The 21,999-nt window shown below is 45.5% G+C and carries 18 protein-coding genes; 8 read left to right on the forward strand and 10 right to left on the reverse strand.

Translation table 11 applies throughout. The features are described 5' to 3' along the window. Positions 1-92: 92 nt before the first annotated feature. From AELLOGFF_RS01915 to AELLOGFF_RS01940, 6 genes are all read right to left on the reverse strand, one after another. Positions 93-1,520 carry a WS/DGAT/MGAT family O-acyltransferase gene (locus AELLOGFF_RS01915; protein ID WP_159267083.1) on the reverse strand — a complete coding sequence of 476 codons (1,428 nt, stop codon included), beginning with the start codon at positions 1,518-1,520 and terminating at the stop codon, positions 93-95. A 93-nt stretch (positions 1,521-1,613) separates the two neighbouring features. Further along, complete coding sequence (locus AELLOGFF_RS01920) at positions 1,614-3,407, reverse strand: ABCB family ABC transporter ATP-binding protein/permease (protein WP_159267084.1); 1,794 nt, start codon at positions 3,405-3,407, stop codon at positions 1,614-1,616. A 57-nt stretch (positions 3,408-3,464) separates the two neighbouring features. Continuing rightward, complete coding sequence (locus AELLOGFF_RS01925; protein WP_159267085.1) at positions 3,465-3,797, reverse strand: DUF3301 domain-containing protein; 333 nt, start codon at positions 3,795-3,797, stop codon at positions 3,465-3,467. Positions 3,798-3,837: 40 nt separating this feature from the next. Beyond that, on the reverse strand, positions 3,838-4,149 hold the full coding sequence (locus tag AELLOGFF_RS01930; RefSeq protein ID WP_159267086.1) for a hypothetical protein: 312 nt from the start codon (positions 4,147-4,149) through the stop codon (positions 3,838-3,840). 13 nt (positions 4,150-4,162) lie between these two features. After that, positions 4,163-4,543, reverse strand: coding sequence for a PH domain-containing protein (locus AELLOGFF_RS01935; protein ID WP_235035535.1), 381 nt, complete (start codon positions 4,541-4,543; stop codon positions 4,163-4,165). 70 nt (positions 4,544-4,613) lie between these two features. Further along, entirely contained in the window at positions 4,614-5,066 is a 453-nt protein-coding gene (locus AELLOGFF_RS01940) for an acyl-CoA thioesterase (protein WP_235035534.1), read from the reverse strand. Positions 5,067-5,360: 294 nt separating this feature from the next. Here AELLOGFF_RS01940 and AELLOGFF_RS01945 point away from each other — a divergent pair, with 294 nt between their 5' ends. From AELLOGFF_RS01945 to AELLOGFF_RS01975, 7 genes are all read left to right on the forward strand, one after another. Next, positions 5,361-6,740, forward strand: a complete 1,380-nt coding sequence (locus AELLOGFF_RS01945; protein ID WP_159267087.1) for a hypothetical protein — start codon at positions 5,361-5,363, stop codon at positions 6,738-6,740. Between the two features lie 284 nt (positions 6,741-7,024). Further along, the gene (locus tag AELLOGFF_RS01950) at positions 7,025-7,975 is read left to right on the forward strand and encodes a M23 family metallopeptidase (protein WP_159267088.1); all 951 of its coding nucleotides are present in this window, start codon (positions 7,025-7,027) and stop codon (positions 7,973-7,975) included. Beyond that, positions 7,933-8,319 carry a bactofilin family protein gene (locus AELLOGFF_RS01955; RefSeq protein ID WP_159267089.1) on the forward strand — a complete coding sequence of 129 codons (387 nt, stop codon included), beginning with the start codon at positions 7,933-7,935 and terminating at the stop codon, positions 8,317-8,319. Before AELLOGFF_RS01950 ends, AELLOGFF_RS01955 begins: the two co-directional genes overlap by 43 nt. A 328-nt stretch (positions 8,320-8,647) precedes the next feature. Beyond that, a complete protein-coding gene (locus AELLOGFF_RS01960) occupies positions 8,648-9,505 on the forward strand; it encodes a PA4780 family RIO1-like protein kinase (RefSeq protein ID WP_159267090.1) in 858 nt (285 codons plus the stop codon). Between the two features lie 482 nt (positions 9,506-9,987). Next, positions 9,988-12,990 carry a chemotaxis protein CheB gene (locus AELLOGFF_RS01965; RefSeq protein ID WP_159267091.1) on the forward strand — a complete coding sequence of 1,001 codons (3,003 nt, stop codon included), beginning with the start codon at positions 9,988-9,990 and terminating at the stop codon, positions 12,988-12,990. Positions 12,991-12,996: 6 nt separating this feature from the next. After that, the gene (locus AELLOGFF_RS01970) at positions 12,997-15,102 is read left to right on the forward strand and encodes a putative bifunctional diguanylate cyclase/phosphodiesterase (RefSeq protein WP_159267092.1); all 2,106 of its coding nucleotides are present in this window, start codon (positions 12,997-12,999) and stop codon (positions 15,100-15,102) included. A gap of 63 nt (positions 15,103-15,165) precedes the next feature. Next, positions 15,166-15,576, forward strand: a complete 411-nt coding sequence (locus AELLOGFF_RS01975; protein WP_159267093.1) for a response regulator — start codon at positions 15,166-15,168, stop codon at positions 15,574-15,576. Here AELLOGFF_RS01975 and AELLOGFF_RS01980 read toward each other — a convergent pair. The 3 genes from AELLOGFF_RS01980 to AELLOGFF_RS01990 all read right to left on the reverse strand — a co-directional run bounded on the left by AELLOGFF_RS01980 (position 15,573) and on the right by AELLOGFF_RS01990 (position 19,841). Beyond that, complete coding sequence (locus AELLOGFF_RS01980; protein WP_159267094.1) at positions 15,573-15,953, reverse strand: Hpt domain-containing protein; 381 nt, start codon at positions 15,951-15,953, stop codon at positions 15,573-15,575. The two genes, AELLOGFF_RS01975 and AELLOGFF_RS01980, sit on opposite strands and share 4 nt — an antisense overlap. A gap of 236 nt (positions 15,954-16,189) precedes the next feature. Continuing rightward, a complete protein-coding gene (locus AELLOGFF_RS01985) occupies positions 16,190-18,625 on the reverse strand; it encodes a TonB-dependent receptor (RefSeq protein ID WP_159267095.1) in 2,436 nt (811 codons plus the stop codon). Between the two features lie 199 nt (positions 18,626-18,824). Beyond that, positions 18,825-19,841 (reverse strand): AraC family transcriptional regulator, encoded by a 1,017-nt coding sequence (locus AELLOGFF_RS01990; protein ID WP_159267096.1) that lies wholly within the window; start codon positions 19,839-19,841, stop codon positions 18,825-18,827. Positions 19,842-20,005: 164 nt separating this feature from the next. Between AELLOGFF_RS01990 and AELLOGFF_RS01995 the strand changes: the two genes are divergently transcribed. Then, positions 20,006-21,097 (forward strand): SMP-30/gluconolactonase/LRE family protein, encoded by a 1,092-nt coding sequence (locus AELLOGFF_RS01995; RefSeq protein ID WP_159267097.1) that lies wholly within the window; start codon positions 20,006-20,008, stop codon positions 21,095-21,097. Between the two features lie 42 nt (positions 21,098-21,139). On the opposite strand, the gene fghA is transcribed toward AELLOGFF_RS01995, so the two are convergent. Next, positions 21,140-21,979 carry an S-formylglutathione hydrolase gene (gene fghA, locus AELLOGFF_RS02000; RefSeq protein WP_159267098.1) on the reverse strand — a complete coding sequence of 280 codons (840 nt, stop codon included), beginning with the start codon at positions 21,977-21,979 and terminating at the stop codon, positions 21,140-21,142. Between the last annotated feature and the right edge of the window lie 20 nt (positions 21,980-21,999).

The raw sequence follows: 21,999 nt of genomic DNA on the forward strand, positions 1-21,999 counted from the left end.
AGACTTTGTTGAGCTTATTCAGCCTTGCTCACGGCCGCAAGTTGGTTTTTAACTTTTAGCCGTTTAAATGGGGTTGCCGGTGTTTTGCAGGCTTATGTTTTGTTGTTAAGGCATGCTGCTTTTAGCTCTTCGAAAGACGCTTGTAAGCATGCCGAGTATAGCTCTGGATCGGGTAGCATTTTTCGACAAGCTGTAAATGAAATTGAAATGGTACCCACTTTATCCATCACCGAGCTATACACAATCTGGAATAAGCCAACATTGGGGAGTAGTGGTCCAAAGTTCATTCCGTCAACCATTTTAGCGCCACAGAAATACAGTTGCTGAGTGGGGCCTGGCACGTTGGTAACAATGGTATTAAAGATGACGGCGGCTTCGGTGAGACCAGTGGCCGATGCGGCTCGCAGGGCGAGGGAGAGCATTCCACCGGGCAGTACATTGGTGACATCAACCGCCATGCGTGGGCCAAGTGCGTCGGCATAGGCTTTGCTGCTCATTGAGGCATCGTGAATGGCTTTCAGGCGTTCTTTGGGATCGTTAATATCTGAGTGTAGCGACACCGTCATAAAACCGACCATATTGCCGCCACTGCTTTGTTCATTGTTGCTGCGTACGTCAATAGGACAGCCGCTGACAAGGGTTTTTTCAGGTAAGGCGTTTTTAGCTGCAAGATATTTTCGCAGGCCTCCAGATACGATGCAAAGCATGGCATCGTTGATGGTGGCCCCAGCCACTGTGTTTTTTATGGCGCGTATATCTTCAAAAGGAAATGGTACTGCATCGCATACTCGATAAGGTGAAATCTTGCCTTGGAAGATGGTTTTTTGCTTGTCTTCAAGCGTGGAAAAATCCTGTTCCTTTTTACCGCGCTGTATCCGTCGCCAGCTGGGAATGGCGCTGCCAATCAAGCTAAAGAATTGCCCAGGTTTTTTTAAGTTATTGGCTAGGGCTTTGCTTAACATATGGCCGTTGTTATATTTCTGCACGATTTTGGTGGGAGTGTCGTCGACAACGCTGACATTGGGGCTAAGGTCGTGGAGCAGTGGGATAAAACGTGCGCCCGTGGCTCCGTCCATTGCAGCGTGGTGGACTTTGCTCATAACCGCAAAGCAGCCTTTGGGTAAATCACGAACGCTATCTAAACCTTCGATAACATACATTTCCCAGAGCGGTTTGTTCGTGTCTAGTGGGCGGGCATGAATTCGTGAGGCAAGAATACACAGTTGCCGCCAATCTCCGGGTTTGGGTAGTGCTATATGATGAACGTGGGTTTCAATATCTGCATGTTCGACATCTTCCCAGTAGGGTTGGTCTAGGTTAAGGGGAACTCTGCGAAGCCGGCGGTTGAAAATGGGGGAGAGGTGCGAACGGTTTTCCAGTAACTGCAAAATTTGTTTAAAGCGCACTAATCCATTGGGTGCGGTGGATTGGTCATAAATACTGAGTATGCCGATATGTTGGGGAATGCCCATACTCTCGGTATGAATGAACATGGCGTCTTGGCCTGATAGCTGCTGCATATTTTATCCTTATTATGTAATAGTGGCTAAGGTTATAAGAGTCGCTAAGGGCTGGCAATCATCAATAACGTAAAGTGTTAGCCTAGGTGTTAATTAGATACTATTTATTGCGCGCTCTCTTTGTTGTAATGACCACAGATGGGCGTATTGGCCATTTAGCTTAAGTAGCTCGGTGTGGGTACCGTGTTCTACAATTTCGCCCTGTTCCAGTACCAAGATGTGGTCCGCGTCGACAATTGTCGACAAGCGATGGGCAATCACGAGCATAGTATGCTCTTGGGCAATATCGCGAATAGCTTCTAATATCAGTCGTTCCGAGGCGCTGTCTAGCGAGGACGTTGCTTCGTCAAAAATCATAATGGGGGATTGTTTAAGCAAGGCTCTAGCGATGGCGACGCGTTGTTTTTCACCGCCTGATAATTTTAAACCTCTTTCGCCCACCAGCGTATCTACGCCATTGGGTAGGCGGTCGATAAACTCACTGAGATGCGCCATGCGTATGGCGCTGAGAACGTCCTCGTCGCTGGCGTCAATTCTGCCGTAGCGAATGTTTTCCAGAATAGATTGATTAAATAAGACCGTGTCCTGTGGCACGATGCCTAATGCGCAGCGCAGTGAAGATTGATTAACGGTCTTAATATCTTGCCCGTCAATGAGAATCTGTCCCTCACTGGCATCGTAGAACCGAAAAAGTAGCTTTAGCAAGGTGGATTTACCGGCGCCACTGCTGCCCACAATGGCCACTTTCTGTTTTGCGGCCACCGTGAAGTTGATGTTGTTTAAGATAGGGCGCTCGCTTTGGTAGCGAAAGCTGAGGTTTTTAACTTCAATTTTTCCTTTATCAAGTAATAATTGTGGTGCGTTTTCAATATCGGTAATGGTGGCTTTTTGTCGAAGTAGGGCAAACATGGCTTCAATATTGGCCATAGAGCCTTTCATTTCTCGATAGACAAAACCGAGAAAATTGAGAGGGACAAAGATCTGCATCATAAACGCGTTGATAAGAACAAAGTCACCAAGCGTCATGCTTTTAGCTACCACTTCACTCGCCGCTAACACCATTGCTGCCGTCATGGCGGTGGCAATAATCAGGGCTTGGCCTGCGTTAAGGGCAAAAAGGCTGAGGCGATTTTGACGACGGGCGAGCTCCCAGCTTTCGAGTTCATTATCGTAGCGATTGGCTTCGTAGTATTCGTTGCCGAAGTATTTAACGGTTTCAAAATTGAGCAAGCTGTCTACCGCACGACTGCTGCTGCGAGATTCTGCTTCGTTGGCGCGGCGAATAAAGCCGGTTCGCCACTCTGTAGCGAACACTGAAAAGCCAACGTAGCAAATCACCGCAACAAACACGATCACGGCAAACCAGATACTGTATTGCCAACCTAAAATACTGATGACTAAGCCGATCTCAATAAACGTTGGCACAATGTTGAATACCATAAACCGCAACAGAAAATTGATGCCGTTTGTACCGCGCTCAATGTCACGCGATAAGCCCCCGGTGCGACGGTTTAGGTGAAATTCTAAGTCAAGTGCGTGGAGGTGTTTAAAAACAGTTAGGCCAATCTGACGCATGGCGCGCTCGGTGACACGGCCAAAAATGGTATCGCGAAGTTCACCAAATAAGACGTTGGCAAAACGTACAATGCCATAAGCAATGAGGAGTGCAATAGGTAAAATGAGCAGGGCGGATTGATCGTTTCCATCGAGTTGGTCGACAATATTTTTTAATATAAAAGGCAGCCCTACACTGGCGATTTTGGCAGCGATCAGGCATAGCAATGCCATGCCAATGCGAGAGCGAAAGGCCATTAAATAAGGGAGTAATTCGCGTAGCGTAGACCAATTTACATCTTGGTTTTGTGAATAGCTGGTGCCGTGGCGCATAGAGAGGGGTCACTTATTTTGATGTGCAGTTACAAAAGTCACTGCGGGGAAATCGGGTTAATGAACCGTGTCGTTTGGAAAGCGGTGTGGTTCTAACTCGATGCTTTCAATACGGTTGCCCAAGGTGATTACGCAGCCCTTATATCTTTCGTGTCCCGTTGCCGTGAACTCAAAAATATACCGCCGCCAGAGGCTGATGGCGCCGCTTTTATTACGTTTAAGCCACACTGCGCGCAGCGCAACATGATCGTCGAGTAGTAACAGTTGTTGGAGCTTTAAATGTTGGCGGGTGGCGCGTAAGGCAATTTCTCTGGTGCCTTGGGCTCGCCAGAGATAGGCGAGAATCGCGCAAAAGCCAAATAGAGCGGTGACATCGGCTAGGTCGAGCATGAGAGGGATTCCGGTCGCGGAAAAGTGATAACGAGGGTGTTTAGAAAATCCATGCAATTAATAACCACAGCACGATAAAGAAGCCTAAAAATCCGCTGAGTATGAATTGCAGCTCACCAAGCAGACCGTCGCCAGCAGCCACAGCAAAAATAACTAAGGTAATAACGGTGACAAAAAATGCGGCCACAGCGGCATCTTTCAAGCCAAGCCCAGGGCTAAAATACTGCTCAATAAATGAGGAGGCTAAGGGTAGGAATAGCCAAAACGCGATACCTAGTAAGACCATGAGTAGCGCAGAAATCAGCACGATTTTCTTGGCTTGATGACTGTCGCGCTTATTTGGCGTATTCATTACGGCAGTGTTCTCACGCAGGATCGGACTGGCGAGCTTTTACCAAGTCGCGAAATATTTCGGGTTTGGGCATGCCGTGGGCTTGGATTTCAGGACTGTCGCCCGCGGTGTAAACCGACAATGTGCCCACCCCAAATAAACGGTTAAAAAATGATTGTTTGATTTTTACGGTGCGAATCCCAGAGACATTAAGTTCGGTGCGCTCTTTGCTCAAGAGCCCCTGCTCCAGAATAATCTCGTTCTCATTAATCTCTAAGCGTGTTGATTTACATTTTAAATACCAGAAAAGCAGGATCAAAATGCCAATGGCGGCAGGAATTAGGATGACGGCAAGTATGAATCCCAATGGGTTGTTGCGAAACATTGCGGGGTGTTCGGCGTAGTTACTTGTCACCGTATTGCTCTCTTATCAATAAAGGAATGGCCTTATTCTACACGGATTCCGAGCTTGTGCATGCCGAGCTTTAGCCGGAGGGGATTACCGCCGCGCCGTAACCTGAATCAAATTCTGCAGGCATTCGCCGGGGTTTGCCATTACTCATGCGGATGCAAACCAATTGCCAGTGTCCTCGCAACAGTGTTTTGCCATCGGATAGGCGCAATAACTGAAAGTGTCGCTCCATGGTGAGCTTGTGATCGTTGTTGGTAAGCCATGTACCCATGATGCATTCTTCATCGGTATAGGCAGAAAGAATGTAGTCGTAATTTGCGCGCCGGATTACCATTGCGGCATCTAGACTGCGGTATTCATCTAGACCTAGGCCGAGTGTCAATGAATGCTGCCAGCCAGCTTGCTGGCACCAGGCTACATAAACCGCATTGTTAACATGACCAATAAAGTCAATGTGCTCAGCCATAACGTTGAACTTCATGGTAAATGGCTGAGAGTGATCCCACTTCAATCTGGGTTCTTGCATATTCTAACCTTCTAAATCAGACCTTATTCACGGTTATTGTGTCATTCACGATTTATACTGCTCCAGTTTCATGTGTCGAACACTAAAAAATGTGATGTGGTTCTCGTTTTGTTGTTGGCTTTAGCGGCTCCTCGGTTTTCCCTTACTTAAACTATGTCTCATTTTTGTTCTACTGTCCCCAGCACGCATAGCAGCATTATATCAATGGGTGAGTTGCTAGTGGCGACGTCGCCGTACGTGTGATTTGGGTGGAAGTTTCAGCGGAATTTAGCGCTAAATAACGGAGTAATTAGTATGTATAAAATGTTGTTAAATAAGGGCCTTTTGGCCTTAACTCTCAGTGCTGGTTTGGTACTGACGGGTTGCGGTGGCAGTAGCAGTAGTGGCGGTAGTTCTGGCTCGGGAGATGATGGTAGCAGTGATCCAATGACCTCTAGCTATTCAGAAGTAGAAGGGCCGCTAGATGCTGTACAACAACCACTTTCAGAACAAGTTTTGGCACCCATCGTCGCGGGTGCGGCAGGTACGCCATTAGAGGGGCCGGTTAGCTGTGTTACCTCATTTGTTGTTACTGATGTATTAGATATTTTGGATTCGCTGCTGGTTAATCTTGATCCAACAACATTGCAGAGTGATCCTACCGCACTATTTACCGATTCTGCTGCGAATTTCCAAGCAACAATAACGGAGTTGGCATCGGATTTACCTATCGCGCTGGCGTCTTTGGCTGGTGAAGAGTGTACAGGTAGCAGTGACGACGGTGGTGATGGTGGTGACGGTGGTGATTCCTCTGATCCATTGGATGCCTTAGCAGGTACGCCCTTGGCACCGTTGGCTGAAGCGTTGGCACCGGTTTTAGAGTTGGCTAATGGTGGTGGAAGCGGTGAGGCACCAACTCCATCAGTGTTATTGGCACAATTGAGTGCTGCCTTTAGTGAAGGTTTGGCGACAATTATTGCTCAAGACCCTTCTGGTGAAATTGCTGGCGCGCCAGTATTGGGCGGTTTGTTAACAACACTTGATCAAGCACTTGTTGATTTAACTGCAACAGCTGTTGCGGTTGAAGATCAAGAGGTTGACGCGGCATCTACTGCATTGAGCATGACCTTAGAAAACTTGCTGAATGGTTTGTTGATTGACGTTATTCCTGTTGGATTTATCGAAGATCAATCTGGTCAAGGCCCGGTTGTGAGCTCGCAAATCGAAGCAGCAACAGCGGCATTGGCAGGTCTTTTAGGTGGCGGTTTTGGTGATTTCCCTGGTGAAGGTTTTGAAAATCCAGCGGATGCGCTATTCGACCCCTTAAGCGATACTTTCTTGGCCGGTATACAAGAAGCGCTAACAGGCGGATTAAATGGTGGCGATGGCGGTTCTAACGCTGGTGGTTTTGATGCCTTGCTAGAAGTGTTGGCACCATTACAAGAGCTTCTCTCAGGTGATGGTCAATCTGGTGATGATGGCTTAACGGGTACGCCGCTAGATATTTTGCTAACCCCGCTTGTTAATGCTTTAGATGGCGGTGAAAGCGCTTGCCCACTAGACGCGACACCTCTTGCAGCACTTTGTGATGTAGCTACAGGTCTGTCTGATGCGCTAGCATTAAATGGCGACGCTGATTTGGCTGCCGTGTTATCAGGTTTAGTTGATACCCTGCTTGGTGGTTTACTGCCTTAATCTTTACTCAGTAAAAGATGTGTTTAAGCGGCCTTCGGGCCGCTTTTTTTTGGCCTAAATTTGTTCTTGAGCTGAATTCTCATAGAGGGCCTTATTGATAAAGTGTTACACGATTTGCATCCTTTGCGCAGTAATACCATAATCGGTTCGGCTTTTTAGACTCGGATGTCAAAATGCTTAAAGAAAAAATGCCTGAACACGGAGGTTTGTACGAGAGCAATTACTCGCTTTCTAAAGGGTGACCTTTTATGTGTAGAATCGAGCCGATTAAGTAGAGATGTAGAATGCGTGATCACTACAGAATAACCATTACAAACTACAGCGGTGCTAAGCATTATACTGTCACTCAGCTAATGCGACGCTATATTGTCGGTGTTGGCATTTTTCTTGGAACCTGTTTTTTGGGTGGTTTCTTAGCCATTTTATTTCTGAGTACTCGTTTGGGTATGCTTAACGCAGAAGTTGCAGAATTGCAGCAATTTCAGACAGCGATCAAAGAAGAAAATAGTGCGTTATTGCTAGAGCAACGTCAGCTTAAACAGTCTGTAGAGGACAAGGTGGCGACATTATCAGTGATGACTGATGAATTGGGATCAATTGAAGCGATGATTGGTTTGTCTCCTGATCCCAATATTGCGCTGTATGAGCGCTTAGACACCGCGAGCCAAACAGCCTCAGAAAAGCGTTTCATGCTAAGCGCTATTCCTAGTGGTTACCCCCTTTCTGATGTGTATGTCACTAGCCGATACGGAATGAGAAATCACCCCGTGTTGGGGAAGATGGCGCTACACGGTGGGGCGGATTTACGTGCTGCTGTGGGTACGCCGGTATACGCAACTGCCGATGGGGTGGTTGAGCAGGCAGGCTTGAGTAACTCCGGTTTTGGCCGCATGGTAAAGCTAAGTCATAATTTTGGTTTTGTAACAATATTTGGCCATTTAAGTAAAACGGCAATTGTCAGTGGTGATTATGTGCGCCAAGGCGACTTGATAGGTTATTCCGGTAATACCGGCTTATCTAGTGCGCCACATTTGCATTATGAGGTGCGGCATTTACATCGACGTTTGGCCCCCGGCCCTTTTATGGAGTGGTCCTGGGAAAACTACGATGTGCTTTTTACACGTGAGGAGAAAATTAAATGGGATTCCCTGGCAAAAACACTAAGAAAGCAGCTGGTAGTACCAGAACGACGGTGGTCGCAGCTGGCGCCAAACTTACCGGCGACATCGAGCTGAATCATGACTTCCATCTTGATGGTGTGATGACGGGCAATTTAGCCTCTAAGCATGACCTTATTGTGAGTACTAGCGGGCACTTTACCGGCGATGTAAAGGCCAAGCGGGTGTTAGTCAGTGGCGTGTTGGACGGTAAAATTGATGCGGACCGCTTGGAAATTGTTGCCACTGGACAAGTTAGTGGTGAAATCAAAGTGCGAGAACTAGTGATTGAATCTGGCGGGCAATTCGTCGGGGCGAGTCAGGTGAGGCAGCATGACACCCCTCGTTTAACCTTTGTTAATGAGTCGCCTTCAGAGGAGGATGCCGAAGCGGCAGAGTCTTTAGAAAATCAGAGTGCATAATACCTATTGGGCTCTACTAGCTTTGTGCTGGGTTTGACAGGCTATCTCTTGCCTATCCGCTGGTGACTAAATACCTTTAACTTATTCTTTCTATAGCCTAGCTGTGAGAAGCTGGCGCCTCATAAAGTGCACCCCTTAAGATCATGATGGCCTAGGCCTTGTATTTATTGGCGTCTAGGCATAAAAACCTACTAAAATAGACTAAGTGTTGTGCTATCAAACGTATTTACTAGCTTGCGACTGAAGGTGATATCTTCAGTGGAGGCCTAACACCCATAGCTGTGGCTGTGATTTGCCAAAATTATTCCCAAATAACGTGAAGGATAAAATGAAAACCCCTAAACGCATACAGCCTCTGATCAATGACGGTATTGTAGATGAAGTCCTTAGGCCGTTGATGAGTGGTAAAGAAGCCGCTGTTTATATTGTGCGCTGCGGTGATGAAATTCGTTGTGCTAAAGTCTATAAAGAAGCCGCTCAGCGTAGTTTTAAGCAGGCTGTGTTGTATCAAGAAGGTCGAAAAGTACGCAACAGTCGTCGAGCTCGGGCAATGGAAAAAGGCTCAAAGTTTGGTCGTAAACAGCAGGAAGATGCTTGGCATAATGCAGAGGTCGATGCCTTGTACCGGCTAGCAAGAGCCGGTGTGCGTGTGCCGCAACCCTTCGGCTGCTTTGATGGTGTGTTATTGATGGAATTGGTCACCGACGAAGAAGGTGACGTGGCTCCGCGTTTGAATGATGTATCCATGTCTGCAGAGCAGGCCGTTGAGGATCATGCGGTGGTAATGGAATACGTCAAGTTGATGTTAGTTGCCGGTTTGGTGCACGGCGATTTATCGGAGTTCAATGTTTTAGTGGATGAATATGGCCCCGTCATAATTGATTTGCCGCAAGCAGTCGACGCCGCAGGTAATAATAACGCACAGAGTATGCTGCAGCGTGACATTAATAATATGACGGAGTATTACGGTCAGTTTGCCCCCGAGCTATTAAGTACTCGTTATGCAGATGAAATGTGGGCGCTGTATGAAGACGGTGATTTAAACGAAGATACTGTACTAAGTGGCGAATTTGCCGATAGTGGTCAGAGCGCTGATGTCGATTCTGTATTGCTGGAGATTAAGGCTGTAATGGCGGAAGAGGCTGAGCGTCGGGAGCGTATCCGAGAAGCCAATGAAGAAGATTGAAATTCTTTGGCGAAAATCAGCCGTTCATGCAATTTTTTTTGTAGTAGTGGAGATCTAAAGAATAGATTTTAGCGTAAAGCTGAATTGATAGTTTTTATCAGAAGCTGACTGCGCTGCTTCTGATAGAAGGAAGGTTATTATTGATAGCTTTTCTTTATTTCCTGCTTAGCTGCTCTTGGAGAGCCGCTAGCCTTTAAAACCATAATTCCCCCAGCATTGGCGTCTCGGTAATTACCTATACGATAGCGTTAGTTTCGTATCCAAAATATTAATAAAAGAATTTATAATGAATTGCTGTTATCTGGTTCACGTTTTTGACGTGTGAAAACGGCTAATTGAAGAACTTCAATTCAAGCATTTATCTTTCTTTTACGCATTGACACTCTGCAGGTCAAAAAGGATATTGCTTATTGGGACGAGTGTGTGGATATGGCTAGGAAACATCAAGGTCAAATAAGTAGTGAAAATATGGGAAAGGGGCAATGTCAGACAATACGGTGGATGTAAATAAAACAGATGTGCCGAGCGGAGGCGATGATCCGATCATTGTAGTTGGTATTGGGGCTAGTGCAGGCGGGCTTGATGCACTCCAAATTATGATTGCCCACCTCCCTACTGATACGGGCATGAGTTTTATCGTTGCCCAGCACCTGTCGCCGTCTCACCGCAGTATGATGGTTGACCTATTGGTGAAAGATGCCCCGATACCCGTATGCACCGCATTAGATGAAGACGCGCTTCGGGCCAATACATTGTACATTTGTCCGCCAAACCACAATATTGAAATATCACGCGATAATAAGATTGTTTTAACGAGTTATGTTGAGGCCCGTCATACACCCAGGCCGTCAATTGATATGCTGTTTGAGTCAATCGCCACCCACAAGGGCGGCAATGCCATTGGCATTGTGCTGTCAGGTACGGGCAGTGATGGGAGTCGCGGTATTCGTGCGATTAAAGCTGAAAATGGCTTTGGCATTGTTCAAGACCCAAATACCGCAAAATTTGATGGGATGCCAAATTCGGCCATCAATTCCGGTAATGTTGATCTCATCGTATCGCCGGATCAAATAGGGGCGGAGCTAAAAAGCATCGCCATGTTCCCTAGAGATAGAACAATCGATGACGAAAAAGTCATGCCTAGGGAAACCTACAGCGGGATAATTCGATTACTTAAGTTACATTCCAAGGTGGATTTTAGTCTTTACAAAGAAAATACCATTTTACGTCGTATAGAGCGGCGAATGATTTCCCTAAAGATTCCTAAAGCAGACGATTATTTAAAGCACCTGGAAATGTACCCTGAGGAAATCAGCTTTTTATTTTCAGATATGTTGATTGGCGTAACGTCCTTCTTTCGCGATGCGAGAGCATATGAAATATTAAAGAGGGAGTTAAGGGAGCATCTCGCAGAGAAAAAAGATAAGGTCATTAGAATTTGGTCTGCTGGGTGCTCAACCGGCGAGGAACCGTATACTTTAGCTATTATTCTCAGCGATATATTGGGAAGCAAAGTAAATGATTATAAAATTCAGATATTTGCCACAGATATTGATGAGCATGCAATAAGTCTGGCTCGTGACGCGGTTTATCCTGAAAGCGCACTTCAGTTTCTTCCAAAGGAAATAAAGAATAAGTACTTTACGGTTAGAAATGAAATGTTTGAGCTGATAAAGCCCGTAAAGTCTTTAGTGATTTTTTCCTTGCATGATATTAACCGAGATCCGCCATTTCTCCGTTTAGACTTAATATCCTGCCGCAATCTAATGATCTATTTTACCACTGAGTTACAGCGACTATTATTGCCAACCTTTCACTATGCCCTCAATCCTGGTGGTTTATTGATGCTGGGTTTGTCTGAATCTATCGGTGTGTTTCAAGAGCAGTATCGGGTCGTTTCTAAAAGTGCAAAAATCTATGAATCTGTGCTGGTACGTAAATCATTGCCCCCAGAGCGTACATTGCGAAATAGAAATGTTCCTGACTATGTAGACTCATCATCAGAGCCAGTTAAAGAAGCTATTTTGCCCGCAAAGAAATTAGATTCTGAATATTCTAATTTAATTGTTCAGGCATTAAAGGAGTTGGTGTTACCAAACGCATTATTGATTAATACCAATCAAGATATCGTATTCAGCGAGGGTAGTAATGACTTGTTGGTTCGTCCCGAAGGAGTGCCGACGAATAATGTTGTTAAAAACTTTCATCCAAAGTTAGTGGTTGAGCTTAGGTCGGCATTGCATGAGATTAGCGCCGGAAAAGATTTTTATGATACGGGCTACCAGAATGTAAAACTCAAGGGTGAGAGTGTTTGGGTAAGATTGATCTTAGCTAAAATAGTAAGAAATTCACCGCTAGGTGATCTCATTGTTATTTTTGGTGATATTGAGCGCCCGTTTGGTTTAACGGCCTTACAAGATTTTGAAGGTAATATCAGCTCCGAGGTAGTTAAAGAACAAGAGCGCTTATTAAGTCGTACCCGTGATCAGCTGCAGAATGTTATTGAGGAATTAGAAACCTCAAATGAAGAAATGCAAGCTGTTAATGAAGAGATGCAAAGTTCAAATGAAGAATTGCAAAGCTCAAACGAAGAGCTGGAAACAACCAACGAAGAGTTGCAGTCTACCAATGAAGAATTGCAAACGGCGTATGCAGAACTGCGCATGGCTTATGAGGACAAGGAGCAGCAGCAAGCCGAGTTAATATCACTGCGATCTGAGCTGATACAAGCTAATACCCTATTACAGGAGGCTGAAAAAATAGGGAAGACGGGCTCATTAATGTGGGACCTTGAGACGCGTAAATTAACCTGGAGTAAGGGTAGTTATTCATTGTTTGGCCTTAACGATAATGAATTTCAGCCTTCTTATGAAGCGTTTATTGGTTTGGTTCACCCTGATGATCGTAATAGATTAGATAATCAAATGAAGGATATGCTTAATCAACGAGTTAAGCTCCCTATTGTCTTTAAAGCAGCAAATTCTGAGTCAGAAACAATTATCTCCTTAGATGCTGTTGTGTCATTCAATGAGCTTAAGCAGGCTACACGGGTGATGGGGACAATGACGGATATTACCGAACGCACCCTCTATGAGCGAAATACCAGCGCTTATAAAGACAAAATTAATTACATTCTCACCAGTAGTTTGAATTGCGCGTATATATATAATTTTGAAAATCAGCATGTTGAATATGTTAATCCAACTTTGACGCAACATTTTGGCTTTGCATTGGCTGACCTTGAAGACTTCTCTGGCAATAACTTTATGAAGTTATTCAAGCAAGAAGAGCATGAAAAAATAAAAAGTCATTTTAATAAAGTTAAAAATGGTACGCCTGGCGCGACCTATCCCAATAATTATTCCTTTATTAAAAAAGATCCGCATTCCTTTGTGCCGGTGTATGCAAACCATACCGTTTACGATTTGAATGAATCTACTGGTCTAGCAAGTAGAATGTTAGTCACATTCTTTGCGGCGGAATAGCGAGCTATGACGAGGGGAACCGATGTCGGTCAAATTTTTCCTATGGCTACTGTAGGGACAGTCTGTTCGCCTGAGGTCTATAGCAATCTCTATCCAACCCCTTTTCTTATTTTGAATGAAAAATGTCAGGTTCTTTATGCCAATGACGTGGCCAAGGCCGACATTGATGATCGTATTTGTCATGATTTGACGAGTATCAGGCGAGTTAGCTTTCTGCGTTATTTAAAAAATGGCACGGCAGATTTTGTTAATTGGACACATGAAGATAATAGTCGGCCTCTTGAACTCAGGATCGTTTTCAAAAATGAGCTTATGCGTTGTTTTGCCTATAAAAAACTCGTTGAGGATGACGGCTTTAAAACGATCCATCTCGCTTTGTTTGTTGTCGATGCAAAACACATACTTGATGCCAAGTTTAATGCCCATAGGCTAGCTTATAGTCACACACAGCAGGCGATTTATATATCGGATGAGTCGGGCAAGGTAACGGATGCCAACGCTGCTTTTTGTAGAATATATAAATACGCTGAGCGGGATGTAATCGGTCTAGATGAAGATGTATTGTTTGGCGGGGATAGTAGTCATAAGCGTTCCAAAGAGATTCTTCCTCATCTTTTGGAGTGGGGCTCGTGGAATGGGCGGATTGTTAGTCTTTGCAGTGACGGTGGTACTTTTCAGTCTTCTTTGAGTGCGGTCTTGGTAAAAAAAGACCAAGAGAATGAGTACTATATTCTTAATATTGTTGAGGATATTCAACGCCAGGTTAAGCTAGAGGAAAAGTTAACCCAGAATGCAGAAATTGACCCTTTAACAGGCTTGTATAATCGACTTGCCTTTAACAATCATTTTGACAGTGAATTTAAGCAATGTCAGCGAAGTGGCGAAGGCTTGTCATTGATTTTTATCGATCTTGATAAATTTAAAGCCTTAAATGATAAGTATGGTCACGATTATGGTGATGAACTGCTTGTGCATGTTGGTCAGAGGCTAAAGAAAAATTTAAAAAGTGCTGATTTTATTGCTCGACTTGGAGGGGATGAGTTCGTCATTATTATGCGGGGAATATTTTCTACCGAGACTCTTTCTATCATTGGCGAAAAGTTGATCGCGACGTTGTCAGCACCCTTTAAACTAAAGGAAATCAGTTATCAGTGCACCTCTAGTATTGGTATAGCGCGTTACCCTGAGGATGCCGTGGTGGCGGAACGGTTAGTTCAGGCTGCCGATAATGCAATGTATCAATCAAAGAATGCAGGCCGAAATAGGTGCTGCTTTTTTGATGAGCAAGTTTACAAGTTGGCTAGCCTAAAAGAGGAGCGAATCAAGGAGATCGCCAAGGCTTTAACCGCTCGTGATATAAAAACCTATTTCCAACCCGTACACAACTTGCTTACTGGCGATATCATTGCATTTGAGGCCCTTTCTAGGTGGGAGCGTGAGGGAGGGGATGTTCAGTTACCGGTTGAATACCTGCCGCTTATTGAAAATGATAAGCTAATGATCGAGCTAGGTCGGGGTGTGGCCAGACAGGTTTATCAATTTTGCCAGATATTAACTCGAATGAAGAAGCCCGCGGCTGTCTCTATGAATTTATCAGCCATACAGCTCCGTGCTGAAGAGTTTATCTCTGATGTAGAGATGTTATTTGGTAATAAGGGCGCTGAATTTTGCAGTAGAGTCTCTATTGAGATAACTGAACCCCTTATTCTTGATACTGACACGGTGATTAGTCAGAATATTACTCGACTTACTACATTGGGAATAAAGTTAACTCTTGATAGCTTTGGTAAAGATAATTCTTCAATCTATGCACTCAAGCAGTATGATTTTTCTACTGTTAAGATTGATCGAATTTTTTTACAATCACTTGGCGATGATAATTCTCAGGACGCGAAAATTCTCACGGGTTTGATTCAATTACTGCATAATCTCGATGTGGATATTATCTGTGAAGGGGTCGAAACTGAAGCGCATGTCCATTTTCTTCAGGATAGGGGGTGTTCTTTGGGTCAGGGATGGCTGTATTCTGAGGCAATGCCCATGAATAAAATTTTAGAGTATTATCGGCATACAGAGTATGGTCGCCTGCCTGTTAAAGGTGGTCCTTCTTGATTGTTCGTCTTACTATTATTATGGAGTTTTCTCCTGCGGCATCTTTGATCATGGAAGGTTATTTTGACTGAACAAAAAGCCAAAATATTAATTGTAGACGACGAGCCCGCGTCGCTAGAAACACTTTGTGTCATGCTTGAGCATGGTTGCGATTTGATAAAAGCGACGACGGCCCAAGAGGGCTTGGACGCGCTTCTTTCACAGAATATTGATCTGGTTCTCTTGGATGTGGACTTGCCTGACCAGTCTGGTTTTGATGTGTGCAAGCAAATAAAGAGCAATTCTGAGACGGCAGCTGTACCTGTCATATTTCTAACTGGCTATGATGGCATTGTGTTTGAGGCCCAGGCATTTCAAGCTGGTGCGGTAGATTTTATAACCAAACCGGCTAGCCCTTACCGTGTGTTAATGAGGGTAAACGCTCATCTTAAATCAGAGTATTACATTGAGCTAAATACAACGGTTGATGTTTAACTTACGGCTACTAGGTGTTTTTCTAATAGGGCGATGGTAGTTTTTATTTCGAGTGTGAGTGGCTCTGTCGAGATGGTGGGGTGATTTAGGATCTCAGCTTCCATGCTACGGCTGATGGCTTCTAATTTCGCAGCCCCGACGGCGCTAGCTGCGCCAGCAACTTTATGAAATAGCTGCCTTTTTTCTTCCTGTCTCATTATTTCCAAAGACTCTAAGCGATTTAGCTCTTCTTTTATTCCATTCAGAAAAGCCGTGATAATGCGTGTATAACCACTGTCTCCGACTTGGCTGTGGATACTTGCTGCCGCCTTAAATTCAGGGTGTGAAAAAATATCTGCTAATGCAGACGGTTGCTTATTGCTCGTGTTTTTACTCATTTTTCCGAGCGCCTTTTTTGGCCTGATGGTATTGAGTAAGTCAATACTGGGCGTTTTAGCCAGCAAGCTGGATTGCTCTTTGTGTACTTCAGTGTACGCCAATAAATAGTAATTAGCTCAGTACATTTCGGCAGGCTATGTAGCTGGGAGGTTGGACTTATTGTGGCGGGAGTGGCTTGTTATTAATGAACATGACTGCCGCTTTTTAGTGTGGCAGTCATGTCTTTACAAAATGATCAGAAGCGGTAGGTTACTTCTGCTCCATAGCTGCGCGGTGGGCCTGCCAAGTAGTTGTCATGACCGAAGCCTGCCTGCAGGTTAATTGCGTAACTATCGTACTCTTTGTCCATTATGTTTTTCACCCATAAAGACACTGAGTAGCTGTCATCACTGGCGTGCCAGCTTGTACGTGCATTATATAGCCAGTAGGCATCTTGACGAATTTCACCGTAGCCGTATTGGTCATTGTAAGCGCTATACCACTGATCGTCTTGGAAGTTGCCGTTAACGTTTGCCGTGAGGTAGCCCGCGTCGGTAACCCAGATATCGTAATCGAGCGAGATGCTGTAGTTAAACTTAGGGGCAGAAATGAGCTCGTTGCCACTGAGGTCAACGCGGTCATCTGCGTCGGCGATAGTTTCGGTATTCGCCAAAGTCAGCTCAGAGAACTCTGTTTGCAGATAGCCGAAGCCAATTTGCAAGGTCAGTTTTTCTGTTAAACGAGCCCATAACTCGGCTTCCGCACCGGCAATTTGTGAGCTGCCAGCGTTTTCTAGGAAGTTTGAAAAGCCAACAACGTTGATAAACTGCTGGTCGGTATAATCATAGGAAAATAGCGCTGCGTTTAAGCGCATGCTGTTGTCGAGAAGATCGGCTTTAAAGCCAACTTCAAAGGCGTCTATGTATTCAGGTGAGGCATACGCCGTTTCAATGGGGCGCTCTAAGTAGTAAGCGCCGCCGTTGAAGCTACCACTTCGGTAACCATGGCTCGCACTGACGTAGACCATGACGTCTTCATTGATGCGATAGTCTAGGCCAATTTTACCCGTCCACTCCGCTTCGTTGGCTTCAAGCTCTGGAGCAGAATCAAGTGTGTAAGCGCCATGGGTGTAGCCAATATTAAGCAGGTTCGCCAGTAACGTTGGATCACCAAGAATATCGATAAGTTGTGATTGCGATAAAGGTAATGAGATGTAGGCATCGTCTACGCCGGTAGTGTTGCCAGGGACGTAGGTGCCTCTAGGGCTGCCGTCATAACCTACACGTGAAATATTGAAGTAGGTTTGCTTGTTGCCATCTTTGGTGTATCTCAAGCCCAGATCCATACCAAAGCGATCACTAAAATCAAAACGCATTTGCGAGTAAGCCGCTAAGCTGGTTTTTTGAGTCTCCATGCGCTGATCGAGCATGCCGTAATCGAGCAGGAATGGATACTGCTGAGCAGTGTCAGGCTTTGCAACGCCAACACGCACATCGGGTGGTGTGTCGAAGATGTCATAGATATTGTGCATATACTGGTCTTCGTAGCCGAAATAGACACCAGCAATGATATTAAACATGCCATCGAACTCAGATGAGAAGCGCAGGTCTTGGCTGTAGCCAATGGTGTCTGAAGACCACGTAATGGTCAGTAGGTCGTTGGGTGAGCCATCGGTGTCGGCTTTTTGATAATAGTCAGCATCGTAGTATGACGACACCGATGTAATCGAGTAATTGTCGCCGGCGAAAGTTACCGTCAGGCCAGCAATATCCGTGTTGGTGATGAGCGCGCCGACTTCATTGGCTTCCGTTTCGTGGAAGTCGAGGTCGCGGCTTTGACGAGAGTAGCCGTTGTAATCTGAGTCTGGTGAACCTAAAAGGTCTGTTCGGCCTTCGTTACGAGCAGGCGTGCTTAAGGCGTCATTGCCGGATTTAGTGTATTTAAACACCACATCCCAAGTATCGTTAGGTGCGAAGTGAAGTGCGAGGCGCCCACCTTGAAAATCAGTTTGGCCGCCGTTCTCATCGCGGCCGACGATGTCGACATAGCCTTCGTCACGCTTAAAGCTTAGCGCTCCTCGAGCAGAGAGAATACCGTCGATAAGCTGGGTTTCTACACCAGCTTCAGCGCTAGTTGCATTGTAGCTTCCTGCTCCAAGTTTGATGTAGTTGCTTGGCTCGTCATTAAATTGCGGTGTACGAGTAATAATATTGATTGCACCGCCGGTAGTATTTTTACCGTACAGCGTGCCCTGCGGTCCGCGCAAGACTTCTAAGCGTTCGATGTCGAAAAAGTTGGCACCGTGGCTATACACAGGGGCAAGATAGGTTTCGTCAACGTAGACCCCAATAGGGCTGGCTTGGTTTGAGCTGTAATCAGACATGCTGACGCCGCGAATAGCAAAGATGGGCTGGATGTCACCATAAGGGCCGCTGACCTGCATATTTGGTACTTGGGCTGAAATGTCGCTGGCGTTTTCGAAGCCGTATTTGTCGAGTTGATTGCCGGTAAGGCCGGTGACTGCGACAGGGATATCCTGGGTGCTTTGGCTGCGTTTTTGCGCAGTAACCAAGACTTCTTCAAGCATGGGGGCGGCATAAGCGCTATTGATAGAGCTAGCTATGGCTAGGCAAATGCCCGCGTGTAGAAGATGACGGCGATTTTTAAGTTCAGGCGAAAGACGTTGCTGCATGAGTTCTTCCTTTTAAACGATAACGGAGATTGGTTATGCATTAGAGTTTTTTGTGCGTGGAGAATGCCGAAATTCTGCTGCATTAAATTGTCTTTTGATGACGTATTTTTATCATTTGATGACATGGGCAATGGTTATTTTCCCATATCGCTTTAATTTTTTTATAACGAGCATATTTAGTGTAGCTATGCCTTATTTTTTATTTTGCTGGTTTGTATAGCGATTTACGATACGTATTAGGCGTAACCCCAAACCAGCGTTTTACGGCGCGATTGAACGAGCTTTGTTCTTGGTAGCCAAGTATTCCAGCAATTTGGGCCATTGGCATACGACGTTCAGCTAGAAAGTTTTGCGCATCCTGCTTTCTTATGTTGTCGACCATGTCGGCAAAAATATGGCCTTCTTCTTTTAGTCGTCGCTGTAAGGTGCGTTGATGCATAAACAGTTCATTCGCTACGGTTTTGATATTGCAGCACTGGGTTGGAAGTAAGCGGCTAATGATGAAGTTAGTCTGTTCAATAAAGCTTAATGGTGAGCTTCCGCTTTTCTTTATGACGTAGTTGGCGATGACGTCCCGTTGAAACGCGTCAGCGGTACGAATAGGGAAATCAAATTGCTCTGGCGTTAATACCAGTGCATTGCACTCCTGATTAAAAAGTACTGGGCATCCAAAGTGTCGTTTATAGGTTTTTAAATCTAAGGCTCTACTGTGCCGAAATAATACCGCTTCCGGTTTTTTCCGGTTTTCAGTGAGGATGGCGTGAATATTTGCCATTAAGCCAATACACATTTCCACAGTTTGATGGCGGTATGGGAAGTCACTTACATTGATATCTAGTATCATTCTGGGGAATTGGGGGGCCGACGTGTCGTCTAGGCCAAGTGTAATTGCAGGGCTGTGATGGGAGATATAGCGTGCAATGCAAAATAGTGCGTCGCCGACAGTGCTTGATGTTCTGGCCATAATTGCAATGGGGCCAAGGGTTTCCATATTTTGTTTTTCAGACAGGCGCAAGCCAAAATCGGGGCATTGTAGTTTTTCTGCGGAAGCTTCTAGCAGCTGCATTAAGCTGTGAAAGAAAATAAGATAGTTAAGGTCGTCGAGGCGGTCAGGGTCGATATTAAATTGTAATAGCAGGGGTTCAGGTTCTGCGCCAAGCTCGCGAACAAGTTCTTTGTATCCGCTGATAGCTGATGTGCGTATCAAAGGGCGCATAGGTTTACATCCTGAGAATTAACGAGCATGTTGTCATCTAATGCTAAAATTAGCATAGCGCTATTATTATTCGGTTTCCAGTACTTGATGTTGTAGTGCGAGATGATAGTGGCTGCCAAAAGGTGTGCTGAAAGTAATTATTAATAACGATAAGAGAGAAAGGAATGGGATATTTTATTCGTGGTTTCGCCATTGCGTGTCTGTTAGTGATTATTGTTGGCTTGGCGCTGTATGCCCGCTCGCCAATTGATGCCGTGGCTTTTGAAGCGCCAATAGAAAATGGCTTAACAGGCGAGTTTGCGTCTAATGAGCGTTTGGCTGAGGTGGCCACCTATTTACGTGCTTATGGCACTGGCCCAGAGGATATTGTTCAAGGGCCTAATGGCGAGTTTTACACTGGTTATCAAGATGGCCGTATTGTGCGGTTTAACGTCAGTGAAGGGCGAGTGCTTAGCGGTTCGCTTGAGGAGTTTATCAATACAGGCGGTCGACCTTTAGGTATGGCATTTGACCATGCGGGAAACCTAGTCGTTGCGGACGCCTTTGAAGGGCTGTTGTCGGTATCGCCCGCAGGAGAGGTGACTAAGCTAGTTGCGTATTCTGACGATCCTACATTGCGTTTTATTGATGATGTGGATATTGCTGGCGATGGCACTATTTGGTTTAGCGATGCCTCGGGCAGGTTTGGTTTGCATGATTATATCTATGATTTAGTTGAGGCCAGCGCGACTGGGCGCCTACTGAGTTATACGCCATCAACGGGCAAAACTAAGGTGCATTTAACCGGTTTGTATTTTGCCAATGGTGTGGCTCTTGGGCCAGATGATAAGTGGGTGCTGGTTAATGAAACCGGCGCGTCGCGAATAACCCGATTGTGGTTGACGGGGGCAGTGGCGGGAAGCCACGATGTTTTTATAGAGAACTTGCCAGGCATGCCAGATAACATAAGTTTTAATGGTGTGGATACGTTTTGGGTAGCGATGCCCGCTTTGCGAAGTAAAGAAATAGATGCCCTAGCGCAATTCCCTTTTGTTCGTAAACTGGTGGGTGGATTGCCAGCATCATTGCTAGTGCCATCTAGCAAATTGGGGTTTGTTATGGGTTTAGGTATTGATGGTGAGGTCAAGTTTAATCTTCAGTCTGCAAGCGGGGTTTATCACACTGTAACCAGTGTTAATGAGTATGATGGTTATGTCTGGCTGGGCAGTTTAGCAATGCCATCAATTGCTGCCTTTCCTAAAGCGCTTGTTCATTAATCTAGTTAGCGTGTGCCGGTTTTATCCACCACACGCTAGTGATTAAGTACGCAAATAACTGGCGTGAAACCTCAGGTGCTCTTCAATAAAGCTGGCGATAAAGTAATAGCTATGATCGTAGCCGTCGTGGCTATTTAGCTCCAAGGGATATCCGCTGGCCTTTGCCGCAGCAACAAGCGTTTCAGGTTTTAATTGTTCTTCTAAGAAGGGGTCGGCGTTTCCTTGTTCAACTTTAGCCGGCAAAAATTGTTGTGCTGTGCGCATTAATTCGCTGGCGTCGTGTGCTAGCCATTGGCTTTTGTCATTGCCTAAGTATTGTGAAAAAGCCTTTTCTCCCCATGGGCAATTAACAGGGTTGCTTATGGGGCTAAATGCAGACACAGACTGATATTGAAGTGGGTTTTTAAGCGCGATAGTAAGCGCGCCATGCCCGCCCATGGAGTGTCCGGAAATTGACTTGCGATCAGAGATGGGAAAGCTGGCTTCTATTAATGCGGGTAATTCTTCCACAACGTAATCGTACATGCGGTAGTGGCGATTCCAAGGCGCTTGGCTGGCATTCACGTAAAAGCCGGCACCAGTCCCTAAATCGTAGCTATCATTGTCGGCAACATCATCGCCTCGTGGGCTGGTGTCAGGGGCAATAATCGCTATGCCAAGTTCGGCGGCCACTCGCTGAGCGCCGCTTTTTTGCATAAAATTTTCATCGCTACAGGTTAGGCCAGACAGCCAGTATACAGCGGGTACTTTTGTGCCGTCAGACGCTTGGGGCGGCAGAAAAATGGCAAACCGCATGTCGCAATTAAGCACCGCAGAGCGGTGGCTATATTGCTTATGCCAGCCGCCAAAAGTTTTATTACTACTTATGTTTTCAATATTCATAAGGTCATTCCTGCCCGATG

This window comes from Zhongshania aliphaticivorans (assembly GCF_902705875.1).
Lineage (GTDB): Bacteria > Pseudomonadota > Gammaproteobacteria > Pseudomonadales > Spongiibacteraceae > Spongiibacter > Spongiibacter aliphaticivorans_A.

Excerpts from the sequence above, each read along its gene's own strand:
- AELLOGFF_RS01980 (WP_159267094.1), bottom strand. The coding sequence starts at position 15,953 with ATGAGTAAAAACACGAGCAATAAGCAACCGTCTGCATTAGCAGATATT.
- AELLOGFF_RS01945 (WP_159267087.1), top strand. The coding sequence starts at position 5,361 with ATGTATAAAATGTTGTTAAATAAGGGCCTTTTGGCCTTAACTCTCAGT.
- AELLOGFF_RS01995 (WP_159267097.1), top strand. The coding sequence starts at position 20,006 with ATGGGATATTTTATTCGTGGTTTCGCCATTGCGTGTCTGTTAGTGATT.
- AELLOGFF_RS01965 (WP_159267091.1), top strand. The coding sequence starts at position 9,988 with ATGTCAGACAATACGGTGGATGTAAATAAAACAGATGTGCCGAGCGGA.
- AELLOGFF_RS01970 (WP_159267092.1), top strand. The coding sequence starts at position 12,997 with ATGACGAGGGGAACCGATGTCGGTCAAATTTTTCCTATGGCTACTGTA.
- AELLOGFF_RS01950 (WP_159267088.1), top strand. The coding sequence starts at position 7,025 with ATGCGTGATCACTACAGAATAACCATTACAAACTACAGCGGTGCTAAG.
- AELLOGFF_RS01920 (WP_159267084.1), bottom strand. The coding sequence starts at position 3,407 with ATGCGCCACGGCACCAGCTATTCACAAAACCAAGATGTAAATTGGTCT.
- fghA (WP_159267098.1), bottom strand. The coding sequence starts at position 21,979 with ATGAATATTGAAAACATAAGTAGTAATAAAACTTTTGGCGGCTGGCAT.
- AELLOGFF_RS01985 (WP_159267095.1), bottom strand. The coding sequence starts at position 18,625 with ATGCAGCAACGTCTTTCGCCTGAACTTAAAAATCGCCGTCATCTTCTA.
- AELLOGFF_RS01915 (WP_159267083.1), bottom strand. The coding sequence starts at position 1,520 with ATGCAGCAGCTATCAGGCCAAGACGCCATGTTCATTCATACCGAGAGT.
- AELLOGFF_RS01940 (WP_235035534.1), bottom strand. The coding sequence starts at position 5,066 with ATGCAAGAACCCAGATTGAAGTGGGATCACTCTCAGCCATTTACCATG.
- AELLOGFF_RS01930 (WP_159267086.1), bottom strand. The coding sequence starts at position 4,149 with ATGAATACGCCAAATAAGCGCGACAGTCATCAAGCCAAGAAAATCGTG.
- AELLOGFF_RS01925 (WP_159267085.1), bottom strand. The coding sequence starts at position 3,797 with ATGCTCGACCTAGCCGATGTCACCGCTCTATTTGGCTTTTGCGCGATT.
- AELLOGFF_RS01990 (WP_159267096.1), bottom strand. The coding sequence starts at position 19,841 with ATGCGCCCTTTGATACGCACATCAGCTATCAGCGGATACAAAGAACTT.
- AELLOGFF_RS01960 (WP_159267090.1), top strand. The coding sequence starts at position 8,648 with ATGAAAACCCCTAAACGCATACAGCCTCTGATCAATGACGGTATTGTA.